Annotated in this window: 11 protein-coding genes; 8 read left to right on the top strand and 3 right to left on the bottom strand. The window is 68.7% G+C overall.

Annotated elements, in window-relative coordinates:
- Position 1 precedes the first annotated feature (1 nt).
- Complete coding sequence (locus tag ACL03I_RS28165; protein WP_412807362.1) at positions 2–1,180, bottom strand: alpha-hydroxy-acid oxidizing protein; 1,179 nt, start codon at positions 1,178–1,180, stop codon at positions 2–4.
- A gap of 114 nt (positions 1,181–1,294) precedes the next feature.
- On the opposite strand from ACL03I_RS28165, the gene ACL03I_RS28160 reads away from it, so the two are divergent.
- A complete protein-coding gene (locus ACL03I_RS28160; protein ID WP_412807361.1) occupies positions 1,295–2,302 on the top strand; it encodes an NAD(P)H-quinone oxidoreductase in 1,008 nt (335 codons plus the stop codon).
- A gap of 7 nt (positions 2,303–2,309) precedes the next feature.
- On the opposite strand, the gene ACL03I_RS28155 is transcribed toward ACL03I_RS28160, so the two are convergent.
- Positions 2,310–3,512 (bottom strand): cysteine desulfurase-like protein, encoded by a 1,203-nt coding sequence (locus ACL03I_RS28155; RefSeq protein WP_355073057.1) that lies wholly within the window; start codon positions 3,510–3,512, stop codon positions 2,310–2,312.
- A gap of 253 nt (positions 3,513–3,765) precedes the next feature.
- On the opposite strand from ACL03I_RS28155, the gene ACL03I_RS28150 reads away from it, so the two are divergent.
- The 7 genes from ACL03I_RS28150 to ACL03I_RS28120 all read left to right on the top strand — a co-directional run bounded on the left by ACL03I_RS28150 (position 3,766) and on the right by ACL03I_RS28120 (position 10,497).
- Positions 3,766–4,368, top strand: coding sequence for a bacterial proteasome activator family protein (locus ACL03I_RS28150; RefSeq protein ID WP_355073058.1), 603 nt, complete (start codon positions 3,766–3,768; stop codon positions 4,366–4,368).
- 225 nt (positions 4,369–4,593) lie between these two features.
- Positions 4,594–5,475, top strand: a complete 882-nt coding sequence (wzm, locus tag ACL03I_RS28145; RefSeq protein ID WP_379249917.1) for a galactan export ABC transporter permease subunit Wzm/RfbD — start codon at positions 4,594–4,596, stop codon at positions 5,473–5,475.
- A 10-nt stretch (positions 5,476–5,485) separates the two neighbouring features.
- Positions 5,486–6,322: a galactan export ABC transporter ATP-binding subunit Wzt/RfbE gene (gene wzt, locus ACL03I_RS28140; protein WP_355073060.1), complete on the top strand. Its 837-nt coding sequence runs from the start codon at positions 5,486–5,488 to the stop codon at positions 6,320–6,322.
- Between the two features lie 70 nt (positions 6,323–6,392).
- The gene (gene glfT1 / locus ACL03I_RS28135) at positions 6,393–7,409 is read left to right on the top strand and encodes a galactofuranosyltransferase GlfT1 (protein ID WP_355073062.1); all 1,017 of its coding nucleotides are present in this window, start codon (positions 6,393–6,395) and stop codon (positions 7,407–7,409) included.
- A gap of 273 nt (positions 7,410–7,682) precedes the next feature.
- Positions 7,683–8,729 (top strand): ribosome small subunit-dependent GTPase A, encoded by a 1,047-nt coding sequence (rsgA, locus tag ACL03I_RS28130; protein WP_412807360.1) that lies wholly within the window; start codon positions 7,683–7,685, stop codon positions 8,727–8,729.
- Positions 8,730–8,785: 56 nt separating this feature from the next.
- Positions 8,786–9,502, top strand: a complete 717-nt coding sequence (locus ACL03I_RS28125) for a hypothetical protein (RefSeq protein WP_355073066.1) — start codon at positions 8,786–8,788, stop codon at positions 9,500–9,502.
- A gap of 143 nt (positions 9,503–9,645) precedes the next feature.
- A complete protein-coding gene (locus ACL03I_RS28120) occupies positions 9,646–10,497 on the top strand; it encodes an SDR family oxidoreductase (protein ID WP_355073068.1) in 852 nt (283 codons plus the stop codon).
- 102 nt (positions 10,498–10,599) lie between these two features.
- Here the strand turns inward: ACL03I_RS28120 and ACL03I_RS28115 are convergent, their stop codons facing one another.
- Positions 10,600–12,510 carry a glycosyltransferase gene (locus ACL03I_RS28115; protein ID WP_364432963.1) on the bottom strand — a complete coding sequence of 637 codons (1,911 nt, stop codon included), beginning with the start codon at positions 12,508–12,510 and terminating at the stop codon, positions 10,600–10,602.
- Positions 12,511–12,519 lie beyond the last annotated feature (9 nt).

Below are 12,519 nucleotides of genomic sequence, written 5' to 3'. Positions count from 1 at the left end.
GTCAGCGCACCGTGGACAGCAGTGCGCGGTTCACCGCGGCCGGGCTGGTGCATCCGGCGAGGCCGAGGGTGGTGTCGAAATCGGCGAGCAACGTGCGCAGCGCGTGCCGTACCCCCGCGGCGCCCGCGAGCCCGAGGCCATAGGCCCACGGCCGCCCGTACAGCACCGCCTTCGCACCCAGGGCCAGCGCCACGAGCACGTCGGAACCGGTGCGCAGGCCGGAGTCGAACAGGACGTCGGCGCGGTCGCCGATGGTGGCCACCACCGCGGGCAGCGCGTCCAGCGCCGCGATCGAGCCGTCCACTTGGCGGCCGCCGTGATTGCTCACCACCACCGCATCGGCGCCGGCATCCACTGCCTGACGCGCGTCGTCCGGGTGCAGGATGCCTTTCACCGCGATCGGGAGATCCGTCCATTCGCGCAGCAGCGCGAGGTCCGCGAGCCGCAGCGTGTGGTTGCCGAACAGGCCGACCCAGGTGAGGATGGCCGTCCGCATCGCCTCCTCGCTCTCCTCCGGCGCGGCGGGCAGCTTGGCCCGGAACACCGGGTCGGACAGGTAGTTGGCGATGCCCTTGCCGTGCAGGAACGGCAGGTGCGCCTGCTCCAGGTCGCGCGGCCGCCAGCCGAGGGTCGGAGTGTCCACGGTGACCACGATCGCCGAAGCTCCGGCCTGCTCGGCGCGCCGGACGAAAGAGCAGGCCAGTTCGTCATCCGCGGGCCAATACAGCTGATACCACCACGCACCGGCCGCCGCGCCGACGTCCTCGATGGTGGAGGAAGCGGCCGTGGACAGCACCGTGCCGAGGCCGAGTTCCTTGGTCACCTCCGCCACGATCACCTCGCCGCCCTCGTGCAGGAGTTCCAGGACGCCGACCGGCGCGGTGAGCACGGGCGCGGCCAGTTTCGTGCCGAGCACCTCGACGGACAGATCCCGTGCGCCGGGGCCGGTGGAGCCGCGCAGCATCCGCGGCAGGATGCGGTAGCGGTCGAAGGCGGATCGGTTGGCGGCGGCGGTGCGCTCCGCGGACGCGCTGCCCGCCACGTAGGCGAAGGCGGCCGGATCCAGCCGCTCCCGCGCCAGCGACTCCAGACCCGCTGCGGTCATGGGCAATTCGGGTCTCACGCCGCCCAGACCGCCGAGGTAGATCTCGTTCTGGAAATCGATGAAGCCGCCACTCATCACCGGAACGGTAGTCCGTGACGCCGGTCACCGCAGGCCGCTTGCCGGATCGGTCCGGAAAGGACGGCTCCGGGGGCCAGGGCGCGGCCGTCCGTCCGCGCGGAGCACTATGGCATGGTGCGCGCTATAGATCTGAACGGTTTCGGCGGTCCCGATGTCATGGTCTTGGCCGAAGTGCCGGAGCCGAAGCCGGGACACGGAGAAGTGCTGATCGAGGTGGCCGCCGCGGGTGTCAACCGGGCCGATCTGTTGCAGCGTCAGGGCTTCTACCCGCCCCCGCCGGGAGCCAGCCCGCTACTCGGCCTGGAATGCTCCGGCGTGATCGCCGGAATCGGCGACGGAGTGCGCGACTGGGCGGTCGGCGATCGAGTGTGCGCGCTGCTGTCCGGCGGCGGCTACGCCGAGCGGGTCGTGGTGGCCGCCACCCAGGTGCTTCCGGTGCCGGACGGCCTGGACCTGGGCGCGGCGGCCGGGCTGCCCGAGGTGGCGGCGACCGTGTGGTCGAACCTGGTGATGACCGCGGGCCTGCGGGCCAACCAGCTGGTGCTGATCCACGGCGGCGGCAGCGGGATCGGTACGCACGCCATCCAGGTCGCCAAGGCTCTCGGCGCGCGCGTCGCGGTGACCGCCGGATCGGCCGAGAAGCTGGCGCGCTGCGCGGAACTCGGGGCGGACGTGCTGATCAACTACAAAGAGGACGACTTCGTCGCGGTCGTGCGTGCCGAGCGCTCGGGCGCCGGCGGCTCCGGCGCGGACGTCATCCTCGACAACATGGGCGCGGCCTACCTGGGACGCAACGTCGACGCGCTGGCCGAGCACGGCCGCCTCGTGGTGATCGGCATGCAGGGCGGAGTGACCGCCGAACTGAACCTGGGCGCCCTGTTGCGCAAGTGGGGCGCCGTCCACGCCACCAACGTGCGCGCGAGGCCCGCGACCGGAGCGGGCGGCAAGGCCGAGATCGTGGCGGAGGTGCGCGGGCAGCTGTGGCCGTTGATCGCCGACGGCACGGTGGCGCCCGTCATCGCGGCCGAACTGCCGATCGAGGAGGCCGCCGAAGCGCACCGGCTGCTGGACTCCGGCGAGGTGGTCGGCAAGGTCGTGCTGCGGGTGGCGGAACTCTGAGCGGCGCTCACTCCAGCGCCAGCAGCGCCCTGCCGAGCTGATCGATCTCGAACTTGGTGGTGTAGGGCGCGAGCCCGATGGTCACCGCGCCGCCCTCGTCGTTGACGCCGAGCGCGTCCAGCAGCCTGCTGCCGCCGTGCACACCGCTCACCGTGCCGATCCGGTTGTCGGCGAGCTTCGCCGCGACCTTCTCCGCCTGCATGCCCGCGAGCGTGAAGCTGACCGTGGGAATGCGGGTGGACGCGCGGCCGATCACGGTGAGGCTCGGGATCGAGTCGAGCATGCTCATCAGGTGCTCGAACAGCTGGTCGTGGTAGTCCTGCAACGAGGTGATCGACATCTCCAGCCGCTCGCGCCGGGTGCCGTGGGCCCGCTCGTCCAGCCCGGCCAGGAAATCGATCGAAGTGGTCAGGCCCGCGAGCAGCGCGTATTGGTGCCCGCCGACCTCGAGCCGCTCGGCGCCCTTCGCATAGGGGTTGAGCGACATGGACGGGATCCGATCCAGGAACGCGGGGTCACGGAAGACCAGCGCGCCGATCTGCGGACCGCCCCACGCCGGTGCGCTCAACGCGACGACGTCGGCGTTCAGTTCCTCGATGTCGATGAGCGCGTAGGGCGCGGCGCCGAACGCGTCGGCCACCAGCAGGCCGCCCACCTCGTGCACCCGGTCCGCGGCAACCCGCACGGCGGGCGCCGAGCCGACGATGGGCGAGGCGGCGGTGAGGGCGACCAGCCGCGCAGTCGGTCCGATCAGCTCCTCGAACTGCCAGGACGGCATCTCGCAGGTCTCGATCTCCACCTCGGCCCAGCGCACGTGCGCGCCGTAGCGGTTGGCGATGCGCAGCCACGGCGCGACATTGGCCTCGTCGTCCAGCCTGGACAACACGATGCCGGTGCCGAGTCCGAGGCGGGAACTCAGCGATTCGGCCAGCCAGGCCAGCAGGACCGCACGGTCGGGACCGAGCACGACACCCGCCGGGTCACCGCCGACCAGGTCCGCGACGGCCTCGCGGGCCGCGTCCAGAATCGCCGCGCTGCGCACGGCCGCGGCGGTTCGGCCGATATGCGAGAAGGAAGAAGTTCGGAAACCCGTTGAAACGGCCCGGGATACCGCGTCCGGGATCAGCATGCCCGCTTGCGGGTCGAGATGGATCCAGCCGTCGCCCAGGGACGGTATCAGGCCCCGAACCCGCGCGACGTCGTAAGTCATGCTGGCCACTCTAAGGGCAGCAGGCGAGCCTGTGTAACCGCGTTCCCCTCCACATCGTGGCGAGAGCACAGCGACCTGGGACTCAGCATGGCGACCGACTTTCGACAAATCCGAATCACACGACCCGAACAGAATAGAACGCCGGCTCCCAGGGCGGTGCGTACCAGCGACACGCGCCGCGCCCTGCCCAGTGTGCCCCGTCCGCGGAACACCGGCTTAGCGCGTTCGGAGCGAACACGACATGATAGGGACCATGACGCACTCGGACGAGGCACCGGACCACATCGTCGTTGTCGGACCCGACGGCAGGCCGTTGGCCATCCCGGCGGCGGCCGGACCGGGGGCTCCCTTCACCGCGCAGGTCGTGACCGACGATAACAAGGACGAGTCGGGCGATCGGGACGACTCCGGCGAATCGCTCGCCGACATGGTCGAGCAGCCCGCGAAGGTCATGCGCATCGGCACCATGATCAAGCAGCTGCTCGAGGAGGTGCGCGCCGCCCCGCTGGACGAGGCCAGCCGCAATCGCCTGAAGGAGATCCACACGTCCTCCGTGCGGGAGCTGGAGCAGGGCCTCGCCCCGGAACTGCGGGAGGAACTCGAGCGGCTCACCTTGCCGTTCACCGACGACGCCGTCCCGACCGACGCCGAGCTGCGGATCGCGCAGGCCCAGCTGGTCGGCTGGCTGGAGGGCCTGTTCCACGGCATCCAGACCGCGCTGTTCGCCCAGCAGATGGCCGCGCGCGCCCAGCTCGAACAGATGCGCCAAGGCGCGCTACCGCCCGGCCTCAACGCCGCCGACCCGCGCGGCGGTCAAGCCGGTCACGTCACCGGCGGTTCCGGCCAGTACCTGTGAGACCGGCGACGCGCGTGTGCCACGCGGCGGCGGGAAGCGGCCGGGGTAGTCTCGTGCACCGTGCCCGCCGCTGCCGCTCGCTCCGACTCGGTCTCCGATCCGAGTGCGGTGCGTCCTGAAGAGAGCTCAGTTGGTTCCGATGACCAAGCACGTTCAGATGACAGCTCGCCGACCCCCTCGGCCGAGCACACGGAGCGTTCCGGCGACGACTCACCGGAGGACCCGGTGAGCGCGGCAACACCGGAGACGGAGACCCTGCACGCCGGAGCCACCGTGGCGAAGATCGTGCCGGACTCCCAGACGTTCCGGCGCGCGTTCCAGGACTTCGCGGTCGGCTTCGCGCAGCGGGAGCTGTGGCTGTCGCTCGGCTGGCAGGACATCAAGCAGCGTTACCGGCGCTCGGTGCTCGGTCCGTTCTGGATCACCATCGCCACCGGCTTGCAGGCCGTCGCGATGGGTGTGCTGTACGCGGCGCTGCTCGGCCAGCCGCTGCGGGAGTACCTGCCCTACGTGACGGTCGGCTTGATCATCTGGAACGTGATCAGCGCGAGCATCCTGGAGGGCTCGGAGGTCTTCATCGCCAATGAGGGCCTGATCAAGCAGCTTCCTTCGGCCTTGAGCGTGCACGTCTACCGGCTGGTGTGGCGGCAACTGCTCTTCTTCGCCCACAACATGGTCATCTACGTGGTGATGCTCGCCGCGTTCGGCGTGTGGCGCCATCTCGGGGTGGCCAGCCTCATGGCGATTCCGGCGATCGCGCTGATCTTCCTGAATTCGATGTGGGTGTCGATCGTGTTCGGCATCTTCAGCACGCGCTACCGCGACATCGCGCCGATTCTCGGCAGCACGACGCTGATGCTGTTCGTGCTGACCCCGGTCATGTGGACGACCAAGACGCTGCAATCGCAGATGAACAACGGCGACCGCGCGAAGCTGGCCGAACTCGTGCCGACGTTCCACTATCTCGAAATCGTCCGGGCGCCCCTGCTCGGCGAACCGCAAGAACTGCGGCACTGGCTGGTCGTCGGCGTGATCACCCTGCTGGGCTGGATCGTGGCGATCCTCGCGATGAAGCAGTTCCGTTCGCGCGTACCGTACTGGGTATAGGAGCGCCCCGATGAGTCGTGTGAGTATCGAGACCCAGGAAGCCTGGGTCGAATTCCCGATCTTCGACGCCAAATCGCGGTCGTTGAAAAAGGCGTTCCTCGGCAAAGCCGGCGGCGCGATCGGACGCAACAAATCCGACGTCGTCGTGGTCGAGGCCCTCCGGGACATCAACCTGTCGCTGAAAGAGGGCGACCGGGTGGGCTTGGTCGGGCACAACGGCGCGGGCAAATCGACGCTGCTGCGCCTGCTCTCGGGCATCTACGAACCGTCGCGGGGCAGTGCGCGCATCCGCGGGCGGGTGGCTCCGGTGTTCGACCTCGGCGTCGGCATGGACCCGGAGATCTCCGGCTACGAGAACATCATCATCCGCGGACTGTTCCTCGGACAGACCCGCAAGCAGATGCTGTCGAAGATCGATGAGATCGCCGATTTCACCGAGCTCGGCGAATACCTGTCCATGCCCCTGCGCACCTATTCCACCGGTATGCGGGTGCGCCTCGCGATGGGCGTGGTCACCTCGATCGATCCCGAGATCCTGCTGCTCGACGAGGGCATCGGCGCCGTCGACGCGGAATTCATGAAGAAGGCCCGCAAGCGGTTGCAGTCGTTGGTGGCGCGTTCGGGCATCCTGGTCTTCGCCAGCCATTCGAACGAATTCCTCGCGCAGTTGTGCGACACGGCGTTGTGGATCGACCACGGCCAGATCCGCTTGCGTGGCGGCATCGAAGAAGTGGTGCGAGCCTATGAGGGGCCGGAGGCGGGGAATCACGTCGCGACCGTGCTGCGCGAGATGGAAGCGGAGCGGGGCGAGAAATCAGATCGAGAATTGGAGCGGAATCAGGCATGAGCGGTCAGGCCCGGAGGCGGCAGCGAAGCGTGACCACGGAGGGCCCCGCACATGCCGGGAAGGCCACAGCATGAGTGAGCCGACCGGGCAGGACACCCCGATCGACGAAGGGGCGCAGGCCCGGATCGGCTCCGCACCGGAGGATGCCGTCGAGCTCGCCGATCCCGCCGCGGAATCCGCGGCGCCGGACCCGGATTCGCAGCCGCGCATCGTTGCCGTCGTCGTCACGCACAAGCGCCGCGAACTGCTCGCCGAGTCACTGAAGGTCGTCACCTCGCAGTCCCGGCCGGTGGACCACCTGATCGTGGTGGACAACGGCAACGAGACCGAAGTCGCCGATCTGGTGCGCGACCAGCCGGTGGAATCCACCTACCTGGGCTCGGCGCACAACCTCGGCGGCGCGGGCGGGTTCGCGCTCGGCATGCTGCACGCGTTGAGCATCGGCGCGGACTGGGTGTGGCTCGCCGACGACGACGGCAGGCCCGAAGGCCCCGACGTGCTGTCCACCCTGCTGGACTGCGCGAACCGGCACGGTCTGGTCGAGGTTTCGCCCGTGGTCTGCGATATCGACGAACCCGACCGCCTCGCCTTCCCGCTGCGCCGCGGCGTGGTCTGGCGCAGGCTGCGCTCGGAACTCGGCGACGACGACTTCCTGCCCGGCATCGCCTCGCTGTTCAACGGCGCGCTGATCTCCGCGCGGGCGGTCGACGTGATCGGTGTGCCGGACCTGCGCCTGTTCGTGCGCGGTGACGAGGTGGAGGTGCATCGCAGGCTGGTGCGCTCCGGGCTGCCCTTCGGCACCTGCCTGCAGACGGCATATCTGCATCCCAACGGTGCGGCGGAGTTCAAGCCGATTCTCGGCGGCCGGATGCACACGCAATATCCCGACGATCCGGTGAAGCGCTACTTCACCTACCGCAACCGCGGCTACTTGATGTCGCAGCCGGGTATGCGGAAACTGCTGCCCCAGGAGTGGGTTCGCTTCTCCTGGTTCTTCCTCGTCACCCGCCGCGACCCGGCCGGCCTGCGCGAATGGTTCCACCTACGCTCACTCGGCCGCCACGAGCAGTTCGGCAAGCCTGACTGAGCTCGGAAGGTCGCCCGCGCGGCGCCTCGGATCAGTCCGATGCGTGGCGCTTCCGACCCGAATCGGTAATTCGGTTGTGCGGAGCCGGAGTCGAGTGCAAGAGTGGGCAGAACTGCGAGAGAGGCAAGGAGGTGTGGACCGTGACGAGGAACGTTCGGGTTGTCGTGTTCAGGCGAGCTGACGTCGGTCATGCCGCCACACGAAACTCCACCTCATTCTCCGCTCGCTGAACCCTTCGTCGGGTTCGGCGCCCGACGAAGGACTCCTTCCATCATGGTCGTCCACGACCTTCTCGTCCCTTACGGCTGGACCGAAGCCGTTGCCGCGCAGTACGCCTCGATGATCGAGGAAGACTGTGTGCCCGCGCGAGTGATCCGCATGGACCGCAGCGAATGCGATGTGGCCACGCCCGACGGGCTCGCCCGCGCTCGTTGCCCGCGCCCGGATTCCGAGGTCAGTGGGCTGTGCACCGGCGACTGGGTGACCGTCGACGCCACCTCGGCGGTGCGCCGGTTGCTGCCGCGCCGATCGGCGATCATGCGATCGTCGGTCTCCGGCCGGTCCCAGGGCCAGGTGCTCGCCGCCAACGTCGACACCGTGCTGATCTGTGCCGCCGCCGACGGCGACGTGGATCTCGGCCGCATCGAACGCATGCTCGCGCTGGCCTGGGAGAGCAATGCCCAGCCGATCGTGCTGCTCACCAAGGCCGACGCGGCCGACGACCTCCCGCTCGCCCAGGTACGCGCCGTCGCGCCGGGCGCTGCCGTGCTCGAGGTGAGCGCGAACACCGGCCTCGGGCTCGACGTGCTCACGGCGCTGCTCGACGGCACCGTCGCGCTGCTCGGACCCTCCGGTGCTGGGAAGTCGACTCTCGCCAACGCGCTGCTCGGCGCGGAGGTCTTCGCCACCAACGCGGTTCGCGACACCGACAAGAAAGGCAGGCACACCACGGTGCACCGGGAGCTGCGCCCGCTGCCCGGCGGCGGCACCCTGATCGATACGCCGGGGCTGCGCGGCGTCGGGCTGTGGGACGCCGCCGAAGGCATCGAGAAGACCTTCAGCGACATCGAAACCCTTGCCGCCCAGTGTCGTTTCGGCGATTGCGCGCACCACGGCGAACCCGGGTGCGCGGTGCGGGAGGCGATCGACAACGGCGAACTCACCCAGCGCAGGCTCGACAGCTACGACAAGCTGGCCCGGGAGAACGAGTGGATGCGGGCGCGCACCGACAAACGGCTGCAAGCCGAACGCGAGCGAGCCTGGCGGGACATCAGCAAGCAGCACCGCAAGATGTTCCGGGAGCGGAACTCGCGACGCTGATCGAGCGGAGGCACGGTAGGGTGCCCTTCGCATCGTTCGCTATCTGGGAGGGATAGATGAGTCAGCCCGGCGGGTACCCGCCACCCGGTCAGCAGCCCGGCCAATGGCCCGGACAGCCGACATTCGGTCAGCAGCCGCCAGTCGGCCAGTACCCGCCTCAGCAGGCGCCCGCGCAGTACGCGCCGCCCGCGGGGCAGCATCCGAGCCAACCGCATCTCGCCCAACCTCAGGTGGGCCAGTCGCCATACGGGCAGCCCGCGCCCCAATTCGCCCAGCCCGCACCGCAGTACGGGCAGCCGCAGCCCTACGGCCAGCCGCAACAGTTCGGTCAGCCGCAACCGTACGGTCAACCGCAGCAGTTCGGCCCGCAGGGCTACGGCAGGCCCGCCGATCCGCCGGGCATCACCATCGATGCCTCGTACTCGCTCTGGACGTTCATGCTCGGGCTGACCAAGCCGAAGATCCTGGTCAACGGACAGCGGGTGCCCAATACCCGTTGGGGCGCGAACCACATCCCGGTCGGCCCGGGCCAGTACCACGTCCGGGTCACCACCCCGTGGTTGTTCGACATGGGTTCGGCCAACGTGACCGTGCCGATCGCCGAGGGACAGGCCGCGCGGTTCTACTACAAGCCGCCGGTTGTGATCTTCCTCAACGGCGCGATCGGACCGGTTCCGCAGAAAGCGCCGGGCCTGCTGTTCCTGTACATCGTCTGGGCCCTGGTCGGCCTGATGTTCTTACTGAACATCGTGCTCATCGCCGCCACGGCCTGAACCGGAAGAGGGCACCGGCACGCCGGTGCCCTCTCTTCGCACCACCTATGCAACTGGTTGCATAACGAGCGGGTTTACGCTTAGTCTGCAAGCGCGTACAGCCGCGGGCTGATGCCTGCGGCGGAAACGAAGGAGCAGGTCAGATGACGGAACCGGGATCCAAGCCGCTAGCGGGCCGGACGATGATCATGTCCGGCGGCAGTCGCGGCATCGGGCTGGAGATCGCCAAGCGGGCCGCGGCCGACGGCGCCAACATCACCCTGATCGCGAAGACCGATCAGCCGCATCCCAAGCTGCCGGGCACCATCCACACCGCCGCCGCGGAACTCGAGGCGGAGGGCGGGCAGGTACTGCCGTTCGTCGGCGACGTTCGCGTCGACGAGTCGGTGGCCGAGGCGGTGCGCCAGACGGTCGAGCGGTTCGGCGGCATCGACATCGTGGTGAACAACGCCTCCGCGATCGACTTGTCCCCCACGGACGCACTGCCGATGAAGAAATATGACTTGATGCAGGACATCAACTGCCGAGGCAGCTTCCTGCTGTCCAAGCTGAGCATCCCGCATCTGCGCGAATCGGCGAAGGCCGGGCGCAACCCGCACATCCTGACGCTGTCCCCGCCGCTGAACCTGGACCCCAAGTGGGCGGGCATGGCGCTGGGCTACACGATCGCCAAGTACGGCATGTCGCTGACCACGTTGGGGCTGGCCGAGGAACTCAAAGGCGACGGCATCGGCGTCAATTCACTGTGGCCGCGCACCACGATCGCCACCGCGGCGGTGAAGAACCTGCTCGGCGGCGAGGAGATGGTCTCCACCTCGCGCACCCCCGACATCTACGCCGACGCCGCCTACCTGGTGCTCACCTCACCCGGCAAGGAAACCAGCGGCAACTTCTTCATCGACGATGATGTCCTGGCCGCCCACGGCATCACCGACCTGGACAAGTATCGCGTCACCCCGGGCGACGGCGAACTCACCACCGACCTCTTCCTGTAGGCCTCTCCGCGTCTTCAGGCCGGATTCAGCTGCCGCGGCAGCAGCGTTCGCGGCTGCAATGGGGGACGGGCTGGTCAGCCCGTCCCCGATGTACCAACGAACTCAGCGGTCGCGCTGACCTTCGATCCCGTACAACCGCTCCCAATTCTCGCGGCTGGTCAATTCCGGCATGGCCGCGCGGTACTGCGCCTGGACCGTGGGCAGCTCACGGCGCAGGCGACGCAGCACACGCACCATCCGACGCAGCAGCCGCAGCGCGCGGGCCTTGTCGCGCCGACGCACCCGGACGCCGGACTGCGAGGCATCGGTGACCACCACGTGGTCGAACAGCGAGACATGCCACCAGTAGGCGTCTTCCCTGGTGACGCCGATGATGCCGTGCTGGGTGCGGCCCAGCCACTGATTGATCGCGCGCTTGATCAGCACCAGCTTCGCGCGGCTGGGTTCCCCACCGGCGCGGCGCAACTGGATGTCCGCGGAAGGGACCGGCGGCGTCGAGGCCGGATGCTTGATCGTCTCGGCGTAGTCGGCCCGGCTGCTCCGCGCGGCGGCCAGCGCCTCGATACCGCCGTCCCGCAATACCTTCGGGCCCTTCAAGAAGTCCTCGATGCCCTGCAGGGTGGTGTGCACCAAGCCGTACTGCATCGCGACCAGCTGCTCGGACATCTCCCGGAACAGCCGGCCCGAGATGTCCTTACCGTCCAGCTCGGTGTGCAGCGAGCCGACGATCAGCGAGTTGCGGGTGCTGAAGTAGCGCGCCCAGTCGTCGTAGTCCTTCCAGTAGAAGTCCGCGTGCCAGACCGCGGCGTTGGGGAGCGTGACGGTGACGAAACCGTGCTCGCGCGCCCGGATGCCGTACTCCACGTCGTCCCACTGGAAGAAGATCGGGATCGGCAGGCCGATCTTCGCGACCACCTCGGCCGGGATGAGGCAGGTCCACCAGGCGTTGTAGCCCGCGTCCACGCGGCGCTCCTGGTTCTTCTTCAACATGCTGGTGTTGCGCAGCGCCTTGGGCACCTTCTGGCCGTGCCGCAGCCGGTTCAGATGCACTTCCTCGGCGCCGACGTTGAGGTAGTCGGGGTTGAGCAGGAACAGCATCTGCGCGCCGACCAGGGTCGGTTCGACCGTCAGGTTGGCGAACGCGTTCAGGCGCAGCACCGTCTCCGGTTCGCACAGGATGTCGTCGTCCATCAGGATGACGTCGGCGTGCTCGTTGACCGCGGACACCTCATACAGCCCCCGGGTGAAGCCGCCCGCGCCGCCCAGGTTGGGCTGACGCAGGTAGCGCAGCTTCTCGCCGAGGACCGGTGCGACCTCCTGGTAACGCGGCCGGTTCTCGACCAGATCGGTGCCCTGGTCGACGACGTACACCGCGTCGATCGCGGCGAGCACGGTCGGGTCGGAGGACAGCGCCGCGACCGTCTCGGCGCAGTCCTCGGCACGGTTGAAGGTGCAGATCGCGATGGCGACCGGACGGACGCGTTCCGGCGCGACGGCGGTCCAGCTCAACTCCGCGATGCCGAGCGCGCCGCCGATGGCGTCGAACTCCAGCCACAGCGCGCCGCCGTCGACGTACTGGTCCAGCGGGGCGGTCAGGGTGACCGAACCGCTCGCGTCGACCCGCTGGGTGTCGATGATCCTGCGGTGACCGGCGATGTCGGAGGCCACCAGACGGATGTTCGCCTTGGCGGCGACGTCGAGCACCATGCTGACCCGCACATCGGTGACCGTGGTCCAGCGCTGCCAGTAGCTCGCGGCGAACCGGCCGAAATAGGTGTTGGTGTGCGCGGTCGCGCCCTTGTCCAAACGCAGGGTCTGGCGTTCTCGGTGCGCGCCACCTTTCACGACGGCGTACAGCTCGTCGCTCACCTTCGCCGACGGGCCGGCGAAGATACCGCGCTGGAGCACGAGCCGGTCCGGCGCCCGATGGTCGGCGCGCAGCGCGGCAGGCGCCTCAGCGGCCGTCGAGCGATCGTTTGTTTCGGTAACGGCCTCGATAGCCGACTGATCCATGAAATCCTC

Origin of the sequence: Nocardia sichangensis (assembly GCF_047200615.1) — a bacterium.
GTDB classification, from domain to species: Bacteria; Actinomycetota; Actinomycetes; order Mycobacteriales; family Mycobacteriaceae; genus Nocardia; species Nocardia sichangensis.
The sequence above is the reverse complement of the archived record's forward strand: the minus strand, read 5'-3'. Positions and strand labels throughout refer to the sequence as shown.